This is a genomic window from Yersinia proxima (genome assembly GCF_902170785.1).
GTDB classification, from domain to species: Bacteria; Pseudomonadota; Gammaproteobacteria; order Enterobacterales; family Enterobacteriaceae; genus Yersinia; species Yersinia proxima.
On sequence record NZ_CABHYG010000009.1, the window covers coordinates 271,016 to 290,773 of the forward strand.

Here is a 19,758-nt window from a genome sequence, read left to right on the forward strand (position 1 = left end):
ATCATGCAACTGGCCCGAGTGGTAGGTTCGGTGGTTTCAACACAAAAGTCGCCGACGCTGATCGGTAAGAAACTACTGTTGGTGCGCCGTGTCGCCGGTGATGGCTCGCTGCCTCCAGACAGCAACACGCCGGATGAAGTGGCGGTCGACTCTGTTGGCGCAGGTCAAGGTGAACTGGTGCTACTGTCCGGTGGTTCCAGTGCTCGGCGCGTTTTTGCCGAACCGAATGATGCCATCGACCTGGCGATTGTCGCCATCGTCGATGAATGCTCTTACTGATTAAGCGGTGATTTTATGAGCATCTATACCAAAACAGGTGATGCGGGCACTACCGCCCTGTTCACCGGTCAACGCGTCAAAAAAAGTCATCCTCGGGTGGAAACCTACGGCACCTTGGATGAACTGAATGCGGCACTCAGCCTGTGTGCCCGCGTGACACAAGGTGAAGAAAACCTTCAGTTACTCGATGCCGTACAACATCAGCTGTTTTATTTCAGCGCCGAACTGGCCAGTGAGGGCAGCGAACCCCCACCCAGTGGGCGAAAAAGTATTAGTGAAACCGATATTCAAGCACTGGAACAGGCGGTGGACCGCTGCATGGCGCAACTGCCACCGGTGCACGGTTTTATCCTGCCCGGTAACACTGAAGCTGGGAGCCGCTTACATTTTGCCCGCACCCTGGCGCGGCGCTGCGAGCGGCGGTTAATCGAACTGGCCGAGCAAGTGCCGGTGCGTCCGGTGTTATTGCAGTATCTCAACCGGCTATCGGACTGCTTGTATGCCTTGGCCCGCGATGAAGACCAACGCCAGACATTGCAACAAACAGCACAAACCGTGCTGGCACGCTATTTAGCCGCAACCACGGAGAAACTCGTTGCGACCACTCAGCCCCCGAGCGCTGGACTGGGATTTTCTGATGTTCACCAACTGGTTAAGTTAGCTGTTGCAGCCGCCATGAAATTACAAATTGCCGTAGTTGTGGCACTGGCCGACCGCCACGGCAACATGATTATGACCTACCGCATGCCCGATACCTTGCTGGTCAGCAGCGAGCTGGCACCGAAAAAAGCCTGGACCGCTGTCGCCTTGAAAACCGCTACCCACCAACTCAGTGCTGCCATTCAACCGGGGGCCGATCTGTTCCAACTAGAAGCCAGCACTGGCGGCAAAGTGGTGAGTTTTGGCGGGGGCTACCCACTGTGGCGTGACGGCCAATTGGTGGGAGGTTTAGGGATAAGCGGCGGTAGCGTCGAACAAGATATGCACATAGCAGAAGCGGCCATATCGGCTTTACATCTGAGGAATGAATAATGAATACCAATGACCTTGAATCGCTCATTCGCACTATCCTCACCGAGCAACTGACGCCGGTCACGGCCCCTGCCTCCAGCGCCATTTTTGCCAGCGTGGATGAAGCCATTAATGCTGCTCACAGCGCGTTTTTACGCTATCAGCAAAGCCCGATGAAAACTCGCAGCGCCATTATCCGCGCTATCCGTGAGCAATTAAAGCCACAACTTGTCTCTCTGTCCGAGCGCGGTGCCAGTGAAACCGGCATGGGTAATAAAGAAGATAAACTCCTGAAAAACAAAGCTGCACTGGAAAACACACCGGGTATTGAAGACCTATCTACCACCGCACTGACCGGTGATGGCGGCATGGTGTTATTCGAGTATTCACCCTTCGGCGTTATTGGTTCAGTCGCCCCCAGTACTAACCCGACCGAAACCATTATTAATAACAGCATCAGTATGTTGGCAGCGGGTAATGCAGTCTATTTCAGCCCCCACCCCGGAGCTAAAGCCGTGTCACTGGATCTCATCGCCCAAATTGAAGCGATCATTTTCAACAGTTGCGGCATTCGCAATCTGGTGGTGACAGTAAAAGAACCGAGTTTCGAAGCCACCCAACAGATGATGGCACACGACAAAATTGCCTTGCTCGCTATTACTGGTGGCCCGGCCATTGTGGCAATGGGCATGAAAAGCGGCAAGAAAGTGATTGGTGCCGGTGCGGGTAACCCACCCTGTCTAGTGGATGAAACCGCTGAGTTAGTTAAAGCGGCGCAGGATATCGTGGCGGGCGCTTCATTTGACTACAACCTGCCGTGCATTGCAGAGAAAAGCCTGATCGTGGTGGAAAGTGTTGCCGACCGTTTATTGCAACAGATGCAGGCCTTCGATGCATTACTGATAAGCAATCCGCAAGAGGTCGACAGCTTACGCAACACCTGCCTGACGCCGCAGGGTCATGCCAATAAAAATCTGGTGGGTAAAAGCCCCATTGAACTGCTGAAAGCCGCTGGCATCACCTGCCCGGCTAAAGCCCCGCGCCTGTTGTTGGTCGAAGTGGCGGGTGATGATCCACTGGTCACCACCGAACAATTGATGCCGCTGTTACCGGTGGTGCGGGTAAAGGATTTTGATGCGGCCCTGGCATTGGCATTGCACGTCGAGGGCGGCCTGCATCATACCGCAACCATGCACTCGCAAAATGTCTCGCGCTTGAATCTGGCTGCACGTTTGTTGCAAACCTCCATTTTTGTCAAAAATGGCCCGTCCTATGCCGGGATAGGTGTCGGCGGTGAAGGCTTTACCACCTTTACTATTGCCACCCCGACTGGTGAGGGTACGACCTCGGCGCGTACCTTTGCACGTCAACGCCGCTGTGTACTGACTAATGGTTTCTCTATTCGCTGAGCGAGGATGTATGAAAACTTTTTTCCTGCAAACACGCATTTATAGCGGGGAAGGCAGCCTCAAGGTGCTGCAACGCTTTCATCAGCGCAAAATCTGGATAGTTTGCGATGGCTTTTTAGCCACCTCTCCGCTGCTGGATAAACTGAGACAAGCCTTGCCAACCGACAACCAGATTACCCTGTTCAGCGATATCACGCCGGATCCGAATATCGCCACCGTGGTGAAGGGGATTGAACAGATGCAAGCGCTGCGCCCCGACATAGTGATCGGTTTTGGCGGTGGTTCGGCACTGGATGCCGCCAAAGCCATTGTCTGGTTTAGCCGTAAACAAGGGCTGGAGATAGAAACCTGTATCGCCATCCCGACCACCAGCGGGACCGGCTCTGAGGTCACCAGCGCTTGTGTGATAAGTGATCCAGAGAAAAGCATTAAATACCCCATCTTTGACGATGAAATTTATCCTGATATCGCCATTTTGGATGCCGCACTGGTGGCGAGCGTGCCCGCCGTCATTACCGCCAATACCGGATTGGATGTGTTGACCCATGCGCTGGAGGCCTATGTATCACCGCGCGCCAGTGATTTTACCGATGCACTGGCAGAAAAAGCGGTGCAACTGGTATTTCGCCATCTGGCAACCGCCTGTCGTAAAGGTGACTGCCTGATAACCCGCGGCAAAATGCACAATGCCTCGACGCTGGCCGGCATAGCATTCAGTCAGGCGGGTCTGGGGATCAATCATGCCATCGCCCACCAATTGGGGGGGCAATTCCACATTGCTCACGGCTTAGCGAATGCCCTGTTGCTGGTGCCGGTGATTCGCTTTAACGCCGCAGATGCGCGAGCGCGTAAGCGTTATGCAAGATTGGCGAAGCTGTGCCATTTCAGCCCGGCCAATGGCGATGATCGCAGTGCAGTCAATCAGCTGGTTCACCAAATTGAGCAGCTAAAACGCCAGTGCGGGCTACCTCAGCCGTTGGCGGCAATGAAAGTTAATGAGCGCCAATTGCAGCAACATCTCCCCGACATGATTGCAGCAGCCCTTGCCGACATCACATTGCGCACCAACCCGCGACCAGCCAGCGACCAGGATATCCGTGGGATTATCGAGGCGCTTTATGAGTGATATGCAGATATCTGAGGCTAACGTGCTGCACTCGCCACCCGCTTATGGCGAACTGACACCCTGTGATGCAGAGACTATCCAACAGCGTGTGCGTAACGCTGGTGTGGTCGGAGCCGGTGGTGCCGGGTTCCCCACAGCGGTGAAGTTACAGGCACAGGCCGAGATTTTCCTGGTCAATGCCGCTGAGTGTGAACCGATGTTGAAAGTGGATCAGCAATTGATCCCACGTCAGGCGGCACGGCTGGTACGCGGCGTGCTGTATGGCATGAAAGCCACCGGCGCATGCGAAGGCATCATTGCACTGAAAGCTAAATATGAGGAGGCCATCACAGCACTGACACCGCTGCTGCCACCACAGATTCGGTTGCATATTTTACCCGATGTTTACCCCGCCGGAGATGAAGTGATCACCATCTGGCTGGCAACCGGCCGCCGGGTTCCACCTGCGGCGCTGCCCATCAGCATTGGGGTGGTGGTGAATAACGTGCAAACCCTGCTCAACGTGGCCCGCGCCGTTGAACAGCAGTGGCCGGTCACCCGCCGAACGCTCACCGTGAATGGTGCCGTAGCCCGGCCATTGACCTTGACGGTGCCACTGGGCACGTCACTGCGGGAAGTGTTGGCTTTGGCGGGTGGCGCGACCATTCATAACCCTGCTTATATTAATGGTGGCCCGATGATGGGCCATGCCCTGCATGACCTTGATCAGCCCGTCACCAAAACCACTGGCGGCCTGCTGGTACTGCCTGCTGATCATTTGCTAATTACCCGCCGTGCCCGTAGTGATAAGGATGTGCTTGCCATCGCCCGCACCGTCTGCGAACAGTGCCGTATGTGTACCGAACTCTGCCCGCGCCACCTTATCGGCCATGAATTACCGCCGCACCTGTTGGTACGGGCGATTATCTACCAGCAAGTCGCCACGCCAGATATTTTACTCAGCGCCCTGACCTGCTCGGAATGCAGTCTGTGTGAAAGCTATGCCTGCCCGGTGGATATCTCGCCGATGCGCATTAACCGCCTGCTGAAAACTCAGTTACGTGCGCAGGGTGCCCGCTATCAAGGGGAGCTGCGCGAAGCTGACCCGATGGCGAAATACCGCATGGTGCCAACAACACGGCTGATCGCCCGCCTGGACTTAACCGACTGGTATCAGGCTGCACCCTTTAGTGAGGAGCCCTATCAGCCACAACAGGTGATATTGCCCTTGCGCCAGCATATCGGTGCTGCCGCAGAGGCCATCGTCGCAGTGGGTGATCGGGTAGAACAGGGCCAATTAATTGGGCAAATCCCGCATAACGCCTTGGGTGCACCACTGCACGCCAGTATCAGCGGCGTGGTTACCGCCATCGATGGCAGTGCCATCACCATAAATCGCGGCTGACGGTATTTTTTAAAGAGGAATCGGCATGTCACAAGCCATTGGAATTGTTGAATTAAGCAGTATTGCCAAAGGGATGGAAGTCTGCGACCTGATGCTAAAAAGTGCCAACGTCGATCTGTTGGTCAGCAAAACCCTGTGCCCCGGCAAGTATTTGCTGATGGTGGGAGGTGAAATTGGGGCGGTGACTCAGTCGGTACAAAATGGTGAACGGCACAGTGGTCACTTATTGGTCGACAGCATCGTTTTGCCCAATATTCATCCGTCAGTATTGCCCGCCATCAGCGGCCTGAACCCGGTGGAAAACCGTCAGGCGGCTGGTGTGGTGGAGACCTGGAGTGTTGTCGCCTGCATTACCGCCGCCGACCGTGCAGTGAAAGCCGCCAATGTCACTCTGGTACGTATTCATATGGCTTTTGGTATCGGTGGCAAATGTTATCAGGTGCTTAGCGGTGACATTGCCGATGTGCAAACCGCCGTCGAGGTCGCCAGCCAATGTGCTGGTGAAAAGGGATTATTGATATACAGCTCAGTTATCCCACGGCCCCATGAGGCGCTGTGGCGTCAGTTAGTTCAGGAGGCATGATGGAAGCAAATAGCACCCCCGAGCGCGTGATCCAGGAATATGTTCCCGGTAAACAGATAACCCTGGCGCACCTGATAGCTAACCCTAACAAGGCGCTTTATAAAAAACTGGGGCTAAACGATGTCAGCAGCGCCATTGGCATTTTGACCATTACCCCCAGTGAAGCCTCGATTATTGCCAGTGATATCGCCACCAAATCCGGCGCAGTCGAGATTGGTTTTATTGATCGATTTACCGGTGCCGTGGTGTTTACCGGCGATGTTTCCGCGGTGGAATACGCATTGAAACAGGTGATTCACACCTTGGGCGACATGATGAAATTCACTGCCTGCCCGATGACCCGGACCTGATGCCATGCAACGCATCATGTTGATTGGCCCCAGTCAGTGCGGCAAAACCTCGCTGATTCAGCGCTTACGCGGCGAGGCACTGAATTACCAGAAAACCCAGTCCATTATCTGGCAGGACAATGCCATAGATACGCCGGGTGAATATCTGGAAAACCGCTGTTTATACAGTGCGTTATTAGCCAGTGCTTGTGAAGCCGATGTGGTGGGGTTGGTACAAAATGCCGATGCTACACAGAGCTGGTTTGCGCCAATGCTGGCGCAGGTTTTCAACAAACCGGTGATTGGCATCATCAGTAAAGCAGATACCGTCAGCCACACCGACCAACTGGGCTGGGCGGCGGATTGCCTGACCCAAGCGGGCGCACAACATATTTTTATCACCTCGGCGCAAACCGGCGAGGGGCTAACTGACCTTATGACTTATTTGAATCCCTTATGACTTATTTAAAACATTGTGGAGAGTCGCATGCCCGGTAAGATTATGGCGATTAACGCCGGCAGTTCTTCGTTGAAATTTCAGCTGTTTTCCATGCTAAATGAACAGACCGGCCAACATCAGGAGCAGGTGTTATGTCAGGGATTAATTGAACGCATTGGGATGGATGATGCGGTATTTAACCTGCGAGTAGGTGATGTGCAATGGCGAGAAACCTTACCCATCGCGGATTGCCGTCAAGGCGCGGAACACCTGCTTAGGGCGCTGATTGAGCACAATATTATTGACTCATTGGACGAAATCATTGGTGTCGGTCATCGTGTTGCCCACGGCGGTGAAACCTTTGCCGATTCGGTACTGATTACCCCGCAAGTACTGGATAAAATTGAACAGCTTGGCACATTAGCGCCGCTGCATAACCCGGTGAACGCATTAGGTATTCGCGTGTTCCAGCTTGCCCTGCCCCATGCCAGCGCTGTGGCAGTATTTGATACCGCATTCCATCAGACATTGAGTCAGACCTCATACCTATACCCGCTACCGTGGCGCTATTACGAAGAGTTGGGAATTCGTCGCTACGGCTTTCACGGCACCAGTCATAAATATGTCAGTGCGGTCTGTGCTGAGCGTATGGGACAGCCCTTGGCAGCGTTACGTATTGTCTCCTGCCATCTCGGCAATGGTTCCAGTATTTGCGCTATCGGCCACGGGAAGTCCGTCAATACCTCGATGGGATTTACCCCCCAGGCAGGGGTAATGATGGGCACCCGTAGCGGCGATATTGATCCGTCAATCCTGCCTTTTATTCAGCAAACAGAAGGCAAAAGTGCGGTTGAAATTAACCATCTGATCAATAACCAATCTGGTTTGCTGGGTATCTCCGGTATTTCTCATGATTATCGTGATGTGGAACAAGCGGCCGATAACGGCAACCGCCGTGCAGCATTAGCTCTTGAGCTGTTCGCTGAACGGATCCGCGCCGTGATTGGCAGCTATATCGTGCAATTGGGGGGGATTGATGCGCTGATCTTTACCGGGGGCATTGGTGAAAACTCACGTAGCGCCCGCCAGCAGATATGCCGGGAGCTGGCATTCCTGGGGATTGAGTTGGATCAAGAAAAGAACATGAGAAATCAGTTCTTTATTCAGCAAGATGCCGCACCGGTACAAATTGCCATCGTCAATACTAATGAAGAATTAATGATAGCCCGTGATGTCCTGCGCGTGGCACTGAACCTGCCGGTACAACCGGCCCTCGCCACACAATGAGAGGCAATATGAAAAGTGGAAAAGTTTGGCTAGTCGGTGCGGGGCCGGGGGATGCAGCACTGATTACAGTAAAAGGCTTGCATGCCATTCGTCGCGCTGAAGCGCTGGTCTATGACCGGTTAGTCTGCGCGGAATTATTAGCTGAAGCACCAGACGGTTGTGAAATGATTAATGTGGGCAAAACACCCAACCATCATTTGGTGCCACAACCGCAAATCAATGAAATTCTGGTGGATTGTGCTCAACGCGGCTTGAATGTGGTGCGACTAAAAGGCGGCGACCCTTATGTCTTCGGCCGTGGCGGAGAAGAAGCCGAAGCACTGGCTCTGGCGGATATTCCGTTTGAAGTAGTGCCGGGAATAAGCTCCGCCATCGGTGGATTGGCCTATGCGGGTATCCCGGTGACCCATCGTGATTATGCCTCAGGTTTTCATGTGGTTACCGGCCATCTACGTCAGGGCAATGAGCCACAGGATTGGGCAACGCTGGCAAAACTGGAAGGTACATTGATTATCCTGATGGGCATGACGCAACTGGCCACCATTTGTCAGCAACTGATTGCTGGAGGCAAAGCGCCCACCACACCTGCGGCGGTGGTGATGTATGCCAGCCATCAGCAGCAGCAAGTGGCCAGTGGCACTCTGACCACGTTAGCTGATCAAGCTGCGGCGCAAGGATTATCAGCCCCGGCACTGATTGTTGTTGGTGATGTGGTGCGCCTGCGCGACCTACTGGCATTCACACCGGAAGTGTTGTCGCTAAACTCAATTCCTTCGCTTATGGTAATCTAAATGCACAACCTAAATAGGGGAATAACGCGGCAATGAGCGAACATGGCGGGAATGTGCTGGAAATGGCACTGAAAATCGGGACAAACGCAGAGAACATTATTGATTTCAGTGCCAATATTAATCCGTTGGGAATGCCAGACTCCCTAAAAACCGCCATTGTTGAACAGTTAGCACGCGCGGAACACTACCCTGATGTTGAGTATCGCCAACTGCACAGTGCACTGGCCCACGCTCACCATTGTTTGCCAGAAAATATCATGGCAGGTAATGGTGCCACCGAACTGATTTATGCCGTAGTGCATTATCTGCAACCTCGCACTGCCCTGCTGCTGACACCGGGTTTTGCTGAATACCGTCGCGCCCTGCAACGGGTTGGTTGCCAGATTGATGATTATCAGATGAGTGAAGCTGATGGCTATCAGCCCGATGAGCGGCTGCTGGCGGTATTAGAACAGCAGCGCCCTGACTGCCTGTTTCTGGCAACCCCCAATAACCCGACCGGATTAATGCCAGATGCTGACCTGCTGCAAGCTATTGTACGCTGCTGCCATCAATACCAAATTGCGTTAATTGTTGATGAAGCCTTTATTGATTTCCTCCCTGATGCGCCGGGACTTATCCCACAATTAGCTAATTTCCCGCACCTTTATGTATTGCGCTCACTGACCAAGTTTTTCGCTATTCCGGGGTTGCGGTTGGGATACTTGCTTAGCGGCAATTTGACGGGCATCGAGCGCATGAAACAGCAGCGCGAACCCTGGACCATCAATGCCTTCGCCGCACTGGCAGGTGAGATTATTCTCGATGACCAGCCTTATATTCAAGCCACTCATGAATGGTTGGCACAGCAGCAGCGCTGGCTATATCAGCAATTATGCGCCATTCCCGCATTACAGGTGTGGCAAGGTTGCGCCAACTATCTTTTCCTGCGCTGCTTAAGGCCAGAAATAAAGCTACAACCGGCATTATTGCAGCACCATATTCTGATCCGCCATTGCGCCAATTACCCCGGACTGACTCGCGACCACTATCGTGTGGCCATCAAAAGTGCAACGGACAATCAACGACTGGTCACCGCGTTACAACAGGTTTTTAGCCATGGCTGAGGCCTGTTGCCCCGCCTCCTGTGGTGAATTGATTCAGGGCTGGATACTGGGTGGAGAGAAGCTCATTTCTTGCCCGATAAACTGGTTTAGCACGGTATCAGTGACCGACGGTGTGCCGGGCAGCCACGAACGGCCACGGATGCGCCAAATGCTGAAGGCAGTATTGGCTCATTTTGACCAACCAGCAGAGATGGCCCGTGGCCTGCATATCAATTTTGATTCCACCATTCCAGTGGCAAAAGGGTTAGCCAGCAGCACCGCAGATATTGCCGCCACTGCTCTGGCAACCGCACGTCACTTGGGGGAAACACTGGATGAAGCTGCACTGGCTGCCTTGTGTGTTAGCCTTGAACCCACTGACAGTACCTTGTTTCAACGGCTGACCCTGTTTGATCATCAAACCGCCGCCACACAGATTGCTTATGATTGGCAACCCAGCGTGGATATTCTGCTGCTGGAAAGCCCACAATGCCTCAACACCGAGGATTATCATCGTCGACATCGCCAGGCAGCCCTACTGGCAAGCGCCCCGTCGTTAGAACAAGCATGGCAACTGTTTACGCAGGCCGCTAAGCGCCATGATTGCGCCCTGCTAGGCCAGTCCACCACACTTAGCGCACAGGCCAGCCAACACCTACTGGTTAAACCCGACTTCTGCGCTCTGCTGGAATTAGTCGAAGAGCTGGATTTATATGGACTGAATGTGGCACATAGCGGCAGTGTGGTGGGGTTATTATTAGACCGTCAACGCCATGATGTGGAACAGCTTTATTGGCAATTACAACAGCGCAATATCACGCAAAACTACCCGAACCAACACTTATTAACGATGGTGCCCGGCGGGGTGCGCTAGTTAAAGTCTGCTACCTTATGGTTATGGTTTTTCTCTGGGTGATTTTATTGTTTTCTGCTCGTGCGTTACCTAAGATGTGGAAATGTCTCGCCATTGAAAAAAAATCCAAACTCTTATATCTACAGGAGTATTGTTATTTTGAACCTGACCTATTCCCCATGTGAACTCAGTCATTCCCCTTTTGTCCATTTAATTCCCCCTACACTGGCGCGGGTGGATGAACTTTACCTGGCCCTAACGGCCTGTGATAAAAATCATTTCCGATATTTACCCTGGGCACAGGATGAAACCTCCCGGGAAATAGTTTATAGCAATATGCAAGAAGCCATTGATAATTATGTAAATGATAAAGAGGAATACCGCTTTTTAATTATCGATACTCACACTGATTCACTTGTTGGTTGTGCGGGGCTTTTTATCCGCAACACCAAAATTCCTTTTTATGAGATTGGTTATTGGCTGGCTTCAGCGTCAATAGGCAAAGGTTTTGCCACTGAGGCTGTCAATCAATTGAAAACCTTCGCATTCACAACATTGCACGCTAAGCGTCTGGAAATCAGGATGTCTGGTAGTCATTCAAAAAGCAAAAATGTCGCTATACGCTGTGGCTTTCAGCTTGAAGCGCAGCTTTGCTGTGACAGAATTAATCCCGATGGTAGCCTCGATAACACTTGTATTTTTTCTATTGTGAATTGAGAAAAGAGTTCACTGGCGGGGAATACCATAAACTCACGCCAGATGAAAACTCATCAAACCAGAATGTCCATGTAAATAGCGCAGTTATTACCCTTCCGCCTACCATTTTTATGCAACTCTCTTTGTTCTCCCCCTCAGAATCATGACGCCAGTCACAAACAGGGAAAGCAGCTATTTTATCCATGTAAATAGCATTTATAGATATGGGGAAAATGGCTATCGAGGCAGTAGAGTCCACCTACAGGAAATGTAGTGCAGATGTAAAATCTGCTTCCTGATAAATCTTCATTTTTTTAAAAACATAAATAAAACTTAAGTCATAGCCAAGTTACTTCGAGATGCAGGTAGGCGGCAACCGTGCAAATCCCCAGGAGCTTAGATAACTAAGTAACTGGGGTGAGCTAGGGCAGCCAACACCCCTGCATCTTGAAGGGCGACGGGTATACACAGAATATTGCGTCAACACCTAACTACGATAGCCTCAACCTACATTAGCTCCGGGAGCCTTAGATGAAAAAACTGAGTGTAAAAACGTTATTGGCGGCCAGCCTGTTCAGCATGATGGTGTGCTCGGGCAGTGCCCTGGCGCAAGAAGTCGAAGTCGTCAATATTTCGAAAATCGCCGGAATGCCATGGTTCAACCGCATGGGCGAAGGGGTGGAACGCGCCGGTAAAGATCTCGGGATCAAAGCCTATCAAGTCGGCCCATCCAGTACTGATGCCCCACAACAAGTGAAAATCATTGAAGATTTAATCGCCAAGAAAGTCAGCGCCATCAGTATCGTCCCAAACGATGCCGATGTGCTGGAACCGGTATTTAAGAAAGCGCGCGATGCTGGCATCGTGGTATTAACCAACGAATCTCCGGGGCAGCCTAGCGCGAACTGGGATATCGAAATCATTGATAACGCCAAATTCGCTGCCGATAACGTGGAAGAAATGGCAAAAGCTATGGGTGGCAAAGGCGGCTATGTGATTTATGTGGGTAGCCTGACCGTGCCACAACATAACCTGTGGGCCGATTTGTTTGTTAAATACCAGAAAGAGCATTACCCGGAAATGTTTGAAGTGACCAGCCGTATGCCTGTCGCTGAGAGCATTGATGACTCACGCCGTACCACACTGGATTTGATGAAAGCGCATAGTGATTTGAAAGGTATTGTTGCTTTCGGTTCACAAGGCCCAATTGGTGCAGGCCGTGCAGTGAAAGAAAAACGGGCGAAAAACAATGTCCATGTGTTCGGTATGATGATCCCATCTCAGGCTGCATCGCTGGTTAAAAGTGGCGATATCGCCATGGGCGTGACTTATGACCCAGGTTCTGCTGGTTATGCCATGACAGCGGTAGCTGATAAAGTGCTGAAAGGCGAGAAAATCGAAACAGGCATGGAGATCCCAGGAGTAGGTAAAGCGGAAGTTGATCAAGCTAAACACTTGATTCAGTTCCACAATGTGTTGCGAGTTACCAAAGATAACGTGGATTCGCTGTATTGATTCACTGAGTTATTGCAGAGCCGGATGCCCTGTCCGGTTCTGATATTAATACCCGCTTGGATCAAGAGGATGTAGGATCTATGCAGCCATTTATTACCCTGGAAAATATCAGTAAAACCTTTTATGGCGTCAAAGCGCTGGATAAGGTGGCTATGACCCTGTTACCCGGTGAGGTACATTGCCTTGCAGGGCAAAACGGTTGCGGCAAATCCACACTGATCAAGATTATCTCCGGTGTTTATCAACCCGACACCGACGCCACGATGACTATTGATGGCAAAACCTATTCAACCCTGACTCCCATAGAATCTGTCCGGCTGGGGATTCAGGTGATTTATCAAGACTTATCATTATTCCCCAACTTGACCGTGGCTGAGAATATCGCCATGAACCATTATCACCATCATCTGTGGGTGAACAAACGCCAGATGCGGGAAACCGCCGAGCGCGTTATCAAGAGCATTGATGCCCATCTTAATCTGGATGAATTGGTTGAAGACCTCCCCATCGCCCAGAAACAGTTAGTCGCCATCTGCCGTGCACTGGCGCAGGATGCCCGGCTAATTGTGATGGATGAACCGACCGCATCTCTGACCCGGCAAGAGGTTAACGGCTTGCTGCGGGTGGTGCATGAACTGAAATCACGCAATATCTGCGTGGTATTTGTCAGCCACCGGTTGAGCGAAGTGCTGGAAATTTCAGACCGTATTACCGTGCTCAAAGATGGTCATTGGGTCGGAACTTACCCTGCCGCTGAAGTTGATAATGCACGGCTGGCCTGGCTGATGACCGGTATGAAGTTTGATTTTCAGGTGCTGCCACCCTATAGCGCGTCGCTTGCGCCAGTGCTGGCAGTGGAAGAACTTTCCCGTGGCAATGAATATCACGATATTTCACTAACATTGCATCCCGGTGAAATTGTCTCACTGGTCGGTTTATTGGGTTCTGGCCGCACAGAATTGTGCCTCAGTCTATTTGGTTTAACCGCACCGGAGTCAGGCACCATTCGTATCAATGATAAGCCGATGTATTTTACCAGTAACCGCGATGCTATTGCCGCTGGCGTGGGTTATGTCTCGGAAGACCGTATGAGTACCGGACTGATTATGGAGCAATCCATTCGCGACAATATTAGCGCCACCGTGTTACACCGGCTTAAAAATACTTTCCACCTGATGCGTACTGAGCGAGTCGATACATTGGTCGAAGACATGGTTAAGCATCTGTCTATCAAAATTGGTAATAGTGATTTACCGGTCAATACCTTATCTGGCGGTAATGCACAGCGTATTGCCATTGCCAAATGGCTGGCAACCGACCCACAAATATTGATTCTCGACTCACCAACTGTTGGGGTAGATATCGCCAATAAAGCCGGTATTTATAACATTATCAATGCACTGGCAGCACGGGGGATTGCGGTATTAATGGTTTGTGATGAGATTGATGAAGCCTACTTTAATAGCCACCGTATTTTAGTGATGCGGTCTGGGCGGCTGGTGCAGGAATTCTTGCCAGGTAACAGCAGCGAAGCAGCCATTGCGGAGGTAGTAAATGGCTAACCCCCATGCACTTAATAAACCTGATGTTGGTAAAACAGGTCTATTTAATAAAGAACATCTGAAACGCCATGAAGTGATGTTGGCTTTCACCATATTGATTATTTCGACTTATCTTGCTTTCACCAGCCCAGATTTTCTGACGCTCGCCAATATTTATGACTTGATAAATAACTATGCCATGTTGACCATCTTGGCCTGTGGCTTATTTATCGTATTGATTTCTGGCGGTATTGATATTTCATTCCCGGCGATGACCATTATCTCGCAATATGTCATGGTGACATTAATTGTGAAGTTTGGTGGCAACTTCCCGGTGGCTTTCGCACTAGCCGGTGGTATCGGCTTATTATTGGGGTTAATTAATGCGCTGTTGGTTAATCGCCTGCGTGTGCCGTCTATCATTATCACCATTTCTACGCTGAATATATTCTACGGATTACTGCTGTATCTCAGTCGTGGTGTCTGGCTATATACCTATCCGGAATGGTTCGAACATGGGCCAATGCTGTTTTCTTTCACCGCCGCCGATGGCTATGACTATGGTCTTTCGTTACCCATATTGACATTGCTGGCGACCATTATTGTCACGGCTCTGCTGATGACACGCACCAGTATTGGTCGGCAAATTTATGCCTTGGGCGGTAATCAGGAAGCAGCCTCCCGCATGGGGTTCAGCATCCTCAAGCTGCAACTGTTTGTTTATGGCTATATGGGCTTTCTATCCGGCATCGCCGGTGTGGTGCAGTCCTATACCGTCTTGACGGTAGCGCCCGACTCATTGCTCGGTTATGAACTCACCGTGCTGGCAGCCGTGGTGCTGGGTGGCACCAGTATTGTTGGCGGACGCGGCACCCTAACCGGCACTCTGCTGGGGGTGATTTTGCTGGCAATATTGCAAAATGGTTTGAATTTACTGGGTATTTCGTCGTACTGGCATACCGTGGTTATCGGTCTGGTGATTGTCATCAGTATCAGTGTGACCGCCTGGGGCCAACGTCATAAGGTAGGGATATAACCATGTCGAAAACAACTCAACGTGATCATACCGAGCGCTGGTTACTGGCTTTACTGGTGCTGGTTTCTATCGGGTTTAGCCTGTTTATTCCTTACGTGTTCTGGTCGACGGCTAACTTTCAATCTATCGCTTCACAAATCCCGGTCGCCGGAGTATTAACACTGGCGATGGCGATTACCATGCTGACCGGCGGTATCAACCTGTCAATTATTGCTACTGCGAATGCTAGCGCACTGGTAATGGCCTGGGTGTGTACCCATCTGGAGCCCACATTCAGCTCAATGGTATTGATGTTGCTGGCGGGTGCTTCGGTCGCTTTGGTGGTGGGGCTTATCAATGGGGTGCTTATCTCGGTGGTGCGGGTCTCCCCTATTCTGGCGACACTGGGCATCATGACCTTGCTCAAAGGCGTAAATGTGCTTATCTCCAAAGGCTCGGCAATTTCTAATTTCCCTAACTATGTGCTGGCGTTGGATCGCAGCTATTTTCTTGGGGTTCCAGTGCCACTTTATCTGTTTGCTGCGGTAGCGTTGGTTATCTGGCTTATTTTGGCCAAAACTCCGCTTGGCCGGCAAATATACCTGTCCGGCTCGAATGAAAAAGCCACTTTCTTCTCCGGGATTAATACTCGCCGCACGTTGATTTGGGTGTACGTGATCTCATCATTACTGTGCGCCGTTGCGGCCTTATTGATGATGTCCAAGCTCAACTCCGCTAAAGCCTCCTATGGCGAGTCACTGTTACTTATCACTATTCTGGCGACGGTGTTAGGCGGGGTTAATCCTGATGGCGGATTTGGTAAGATTTTCGGCATTGTGTTAGCGCTGTTCCTGCTACAAATGCTGGAGAGCGGGCTGAATATCATGGGTGTGAGTAGTTATATCACCATGGCTCTGTGGGGTTCATTACTATTGGCATTTATCTTTGTCAAAGGTGCGAAGATCCCAGCGTTTCGTTTCTTACGGCAAAATAAACCGTCAAACTAAACACAATTTAGCCAAAAGAAAAGGCTGGCGATTCATGCCAGCCTTTCTATTAATAGCGCTAAAATAAGCTATTTCACGTTGCGCTAAAGTTACTTAACTTCGCCCATCGCTTTCAGTTTTTTCGACAATTCACGACGTTCTTTAGACAGATCTGCGTTTTTGATGATGTAATCATCTACACGATCTTCGTAGTCAGCACGCATGTTAGCGATAATGGCTTGAACCTCTTCGATGCTCATCCCTGGCTTGATGTATTCACTCAGGTTATCGAGCAACAGAACGCGTTTTTGGTTATCACGAATTTTCTTTTCGTTATCAACGATTTCACGCTGCAACTTGTTTTTGCGACGGAACATACGCACAAACTCCAAAACGTCCTGGAAAGTTGGCTTACTTGCATTATCCATTTTCACACCTTCACTTAAGTTTTACACAAATTCAATTGCTGGTGACCAGGCTACGTGAACCATACCGCTTTGTTATGCCTGATGACAAGATTCATTGCCTGGGCTTATCTTACCTGCTTTACCCGTCAGACAGAAATATCATCTGCCTTATAGCCCAACTGATTACCTGCTTAGGGTCATATTAATCAGATCATCCAATTCCTCAAGCTGTTTGGTTAACTCCATACTCAGCCAAACATAGCCATAAATCGGCGTTTCTATCTGCTGCTCTTGCGTCACAGCCAACATCAAAGATTTCAGCTCGCTTGAGATTTCGCTCAACTCGGCGGCTACCTCCCGCTCACGGGCAGGAGATCCATCGCGCAGACTGTCACTTAATATATTCAGAGTGCGGATGGTCATCAACTGAGTACTGCGCAACCCTTTTGCATTGAGCATAATAAAATGGCTTTCTCGCGATGACCAATAAGCATCCACCAGCAATTCCAGTGTGCAAATCAGGTTGCGGCTCAGTGTCTGAATAGCCTCAAAAACGTCTTTATTAATATGAGATTCTTTACTGGCAGGTGCAATAAAAGTGCGCATTTTGACCGATTGATTGAGTGCGTTTTTTAATTTCGGCTCTAACCGTGGACGCTCGATAACATTGGGCGATAAATAAGCCGCATAGATTTGGCTAATGGCCCGCAGATTATCACTCATCTGCATACGCCAATGGGTGAAAGCGCGTTGTGGATAGACACTGGTAAAGACCAATGCCAATAATGAACCAAAAATAACATCGCCGCTGCGCCACAGGGCCGTAGTCATATCTCCCGGTGCTGACCCGCACACCACCGCCAAGGTAATACCGATAAGCAAAGCCATATAGGGGCGTTTGCCTAACGTCAGGTAGCCGCACAGGAACATCACAACCCCACACCAGGCCAGCATAAGTGTTAAGGAATAAGACTCCAGATACAGAGCAATTAAGCCAGATATCGCACCAAAAACAGTACCGCCAATACGCTGCATGGCTCTGGACAGTACATTACCCCAATAGGATATCGGCCCCATCACCACCACTAATGTAATCAATGGCCAGGTGCCTTCCGGGACAGCCAATAAGCGGATAATCAGGAACGTTAAGATAAACGCCAACGTAATACGAAAAGCGTGAGTGATGCGATAATGGGTGTAGATCAGGTTATCCAATGGCGATATTTTTTTATTCAGACGCACACATACCTACTTCCAATAAAATACCAAAATCTAAGTCTAGCTGAGTTATTCCCCCCTGACACCGGGTTAACCGTTACTAAACGTAGCAAGAACATCGCCACAGAATAAGCATTCCCCTCCCAATATCACCAAACTAAGTAAGGGTGAATGGTCGAGTATCCATAACCGATTGATTAGTTGATATTAATGACAAAATTAACGTTTTGACGACCTGAAATGATATTCTTAGGGCTATGTCATGGGTCGCTACGGATGCGCCCTTTTGGGCAAGATAGGCCTGTTATACAGCATGACCATAAGAATTAAGGGCTAAACCGAATAATGTCAGATAAAAACAAGTCACCAACATTCTACGTGCATGATTATGAAACCTTCGGCCAGCGCCCTGCATTAGACCGCCCGGCACAATTTGCCGGGGTACGTACCGATTTGGATTTCAATATCATCGAAGAACCTCTGGTAGTTTACTGCGCCCCCGCAGATGACTACCTGCCGCAGCCGGAAGCCGTGATGATAACCGGCATCACCCCACAACATGCCTTAGCCAAAGGGGTGAATGAAGCCGAGTTTGCGCGCCAAATTCATCAGGCTTTTAATGTGCCCGGCACCTGTATTCTTGGTTACAACAATATTCGTTTTGATGATGAAGTTAGCCGCAATATTTTCTACCGCAATTTCTATGATCCCTATGCCTATAGCTGGCAAGGGGGAAATTCTCGCTGGGATTTGCTCGATGTGATGCGCGCCTGCTACGCCCTGCGCCCTGAGGGTATTGTCTGGCCGGAAAACGAAGAGGGTTTACCCAGTTTCAAATTGGAGCATTTGACCAAAGCCAACGGCGTTGAACACTTGCATGCCCATGATGCGATGTCTGATGTGTATGCCACTATCGCCATGGCAAAGCGAGTAAAACAGGCACAACCGCGACTGTTTGATTACCTCTATCAGCACCGCAGTAAACACAAAATCAATGCATTGATTGATATTGCAGATATGACACCGCTGGTTCATGTATCTGGCATGTTTGGGGCAGCACGGGGGAACACCAGTTGGGTTGCGCCATTGGCATGGCATCCTGAGAACAAAAATGCGGTGATTATGTGCGACCTGGCGGGTGATATGTCGCCCCTGCTAGAGTTGGATAGCGATACACTGCGTGAGCGGCTCTATACCCGCCGCGACAAACTCAGTGCCCAAGATGCCGCCGTGCCACTGAAACTGGTGCATATCAATAAATGCCCGGTACTCGCCCCCGCAAAAACCCTGCTACCGGAAAATGCCGACCGTTTAGGCATTGATCGCCAACGCTGCCTGCAAAATTTGCAATTATTACGGCAAAACCCGCAAGTCCGTGAAAAAGTGGTCGCCCTGTTTGCAGAGGCCGAGCCTTTTGCTGTTTCTGATGATGTGGATGCTCAGCTGTATAACGGTTTTTTCAGTGATGCTGACCGCGCTACCATGAAAATCATTTTACAAACTGAACCGCAAAATCTGCCAGCACTCGATCTGACCTTCCAAGACCCACGGTTGGAAACATTGTTATTCCGTTTCCGCGCACGTAATTATCCAAATACATTGACTGACAGTGAGCAGCAGCGCTGGTTAGAGCATCGTCGCGAAGCGCTTAATCCAGAAAAAGTGCAAGACTATGTGCTGCAACTGGAGGCGTTATATAACCAGTATGAGGATGATAAAGAGAAGCTGGCACTGCTGAAAGCCCTGTTTGACTATGCCAGAGATCTGGTGAGCTAACCCCACCAGTAATAAATAGCCAATAAAA

20 protein-coding genes are annotated in these 19,758 nt (G+C 50.5%); 18 read left to right on the forward strand and 2 right to left on the reverse strand.

Annotation, left to right across the window (positions count from 1 at the left end):
* The first annotated feature begins 3 nt into the window (after positions 1 to 3).
* The 17 genes from FTB31_RS07870 to FTB31_RS07950 all read left to right on the forward strand — a co-directional run bounded on the left by FTB31_RS07870 (position 4) and on the right by FTB31_RS07950 (position 16,350).
* A complete protein-coding gene (locus FTB31_RS07870) occupies positions 4 to 279 on the forward strand; it encodes a EutN/CcmL family microcompartment protein (RefSeq protein ID WP_004699362.1) in 276 nt (91 codons plus the stop codon).
* Positions 280 to 294: 15 nt separating this feature from the next.
* Complete coding sequence (locus FTB31_RS07875) at positions 295 to 1,311, forward strand: cob(I)yrinic acid a,c-diamide adenosyltransferase (protein ID WP_227719535.1); 1,017 nt, start codon at positions 295 to 297, stop codon at positions 1,309 to 1,311.
* Entirely contained in the window at positions 1,311 to 2,699 is a 1,389-nt protein-coding gene (locus FTB31_RS07880) for an aldehyde dehydrogenase family protein (protein WP_077293722.1), read from the forward strand. The genes FTB31_RS07875 and FTB31_RS07880 overlap by 1 nt, the downstream gene beginning before the upstream one ends.
* Positions 2,700 to 2,709: 10 nt before the next feature.
* Positions 2,710 to 3,825, forward strand: coding sequence for a 1-propanol dehydrogenase PduQ (locus FTB31_RS07885; RefSeq protein ID WP_227719536.1), 1,116 nt, complete (start codon positions 2,710 to 2,712; stop codon positions 3,823 to 3,825).
* The gene (locus FTB31_RS07890) at positions 3,818 to 5,209 is read left to right on the forward strand and encodes a 4Fe-4S dicluster domain-containing protein (RefSeq protein WP_227731264.1); all 1,392 of its coding nucleotides are present in this window, start codon (positions 3,818 to 3,820) and stop codon (positions 5,207 to 5,209) included. Before FTB31_RS07885 ends, FTB31_RS07890 begins: the two co-directional genes overlap by 8 nt.
* Positions 5,210 to 5,234: 25 nt before the next feature.
* Positions 5,235 to 5,792 carry a BMC domain-containing protein gene (locus tag FTB31_RS07895; RefSeq protein ID WP_227731265.1) on the forward strand — a complete coding sequence of 186 codons (558 nt, stop codon included), beginning with the start codon at positions 5,235 to 5,237 and terminating at the stop codon, positions 5,790 to 5,792.
* Positions 5,792 to 6,142, forward strand: coding sequence for a propanediol utilization microcompartment protein PduU (gene pduU, locus FTB31_RS07900; RefSeq protein ID WP_005157716.1), 351 nt, complete (start codon positions 5,792 to 5,794; stop codon positions 6,140 to 6,142). Before FTB31_RS07895 ends, pduU begins: the two co-directional genes overlap by 1 nt.
* A 4-nt stretch (positions 6,143 to 6,146) precedes the next feature.
* Positions 6,147 to 6,581: a EutP/PduV family microcompartment system protein gene (locus FTB31_RS07905; RefSeq protein ID WP_004699368.1), complete on the forward strand. Its 435-nt coding sequence runs from the start codon at positions 6,147 to 6,149 to the stop codon at positions 6,579 to 6,581.
* Between the two features lie 27 nt (positions 6,582 to 6,608).
* Positions 6,609 to 7,847, forward strand: coding sequence for an acetate/propionate family kinase (locus tag FTB31_RS07910; protein WP_077174875.1), 1,239 nt, complete (start codon positions 6,609 to 6,611; stop codon positions 7,845 to 7,847).
* A gap of 8 nt (positions 7,848 to 7,855) precedes the next feature.
* A complete protein-coding gene (cobA, locus tag FTB31_RS07915; protein WP_050075253.1) occupies positions 7,856 to 8,638 on the forward strand; it encodes a uroporphyrinogen-III C-methyltransferase in 783 nt (260 codons plus the stop codon).
* Positions 8,639 to 8,670: 32 nt separating this feature from the next.
* Positions 8,671 to 9,744 carry a threonine-phosphate decarboxylase CobD gene (cobD, locus tag FTB31_RS07920; RefSeq protein WP_227728876.1) on the forward strand — a complete coding sequence of 358 codons (1,074 nt, stop codon included), beginning with the start codon at positions 8,671 to 8,673 and terminating at the stop codon, positions 9,742 to 9,744.
* Positions 9,737 to 10,597: a GHMP family kinase ATP-binding protein gene (locus FTB31_RS07925; protein ID WP_227719540.1), complete on the forward strand. Its 861-nt coding sequence runs from the start codon at positions 9,737 to 9,739 to the stop codon at positions 10,595 to 10,597. Before cobD ends, FTB31_RS07925 begins: the two co-directional genes overlap by 8 nt.
* 138 nt (positions 10,598 to 10,735) lie before the next feature.
* A complete protein-coding gene (locus FTB31_RS07930; RefSeq protein ID WP_072081599.1) occupies positions 10,736 to 11,293 on the forward strand; it encodes a GNAT family N-acetyltransferase in 558 nt (185 codons plus the stop codon).
* Positions 11,294 to 11,851: 558 nt separating this feature from the next.
* Positions 11,852 to 12,787: an autoinducer 2 ABC transporter substrate-binding protein gene (locus FTB31_RS07935; RefSeq protein ID WP_223300574.1), complete on the forward strand. Its 936-nt coding sequence runs from the start codon at positions 11,852 to 11,854 to the stop codon at positions 12,785 to 12,787.
* Between the two features lie 80 nt (positions 12,788 to 12,867).
* The gene (locus FTB31_RS07940; RefSeq protein WP_175628061.1) at positions 12,868 to 14,349 is read left to right on the forward strand and encodes a sugar ABC transporter ATP-binding protein; all 1,482 of its coding nucleotides are present in this window, start codon (positions 12,868 to 12,870) and stop codon (positions 14,347 to 14,349) included.
* A 76-nt stretch (positions 14,350 to 14,425) separates the two neighbouring features.
* The gene (locus tag FTB31_RS07945) at positions 14,426 to 15,364 is read left to right on the forward strand and encodes an ABC transporter permease (protein WP_026018016.1); all 939 of its coding nucleotides are present in this window, start codon (positions 14,426 to 14,428) and stop codon (positions 15,362 to 15,364) included.
* Positions 15,365 to 15,366: 2 nt separating this feature from the next.
* Complete coding sequence (locus FTB31_RS07950) at positions 15,367 to 16,350, forward strand: ABC transporter permease (protein WP_050075248.1); 984 nt, start codon at positions 15,367 to 15,369, stop codon at positions 16,348 to 16,350.
* 89 nt (positions 16,351 to 16,439) lie between these two features.
* Here the strand turns inward: FTB31_RS07950 and tmaR are convergent, their stop codons facing one another.
* On the reverse strand, positions 16,440 to 16,757 hold the full coding sequence (gene tmaR, locus FTB31_RS07955; RefSeq protein ID WP_050075247.1) for a PTS system regulator TmaR: 318 nt from the start codon (positions 16,755 to 16,757) through the stop codon (positions 16,440 to 16,442).
* Between the two features lie 162 nt (positions 16,758 to 16,919).
* Positions 16,920 to 17,978 carry an FUSC family protein gene (locus tag FTB31_RS07960; RefSeq protein ID WP_050075246.1) on the reverse strand — a complete coding sequence of 353 codons (1,059 nt, stop codon included), beginning with the start codon at positions 17,976 to 17,978 and terminating at the stop codon, positions 16,920 to 16,922.
* Between the two features lie 321 nt (positions 17,979 to 18,299).
* Here FTB31_RS07960 and sbcB point away from each other — a divergent pair, with 321 nt between their 5' ends.
* Complete coding sequence (gene sbcB / locus FTB31_RS07965; RefSeq protein ID WP_077293708.1) at positions 18,300 to 19,730, forward strand: exodeoxyribonuclease I; 1,431 nt, start codon at positions 18,300 to 18,302, stop codon at positions 19,728 to 19,730.
* The last annotated feature ends 28 nt before the right edge of the window (positions 19,731 to 19,758 follow it).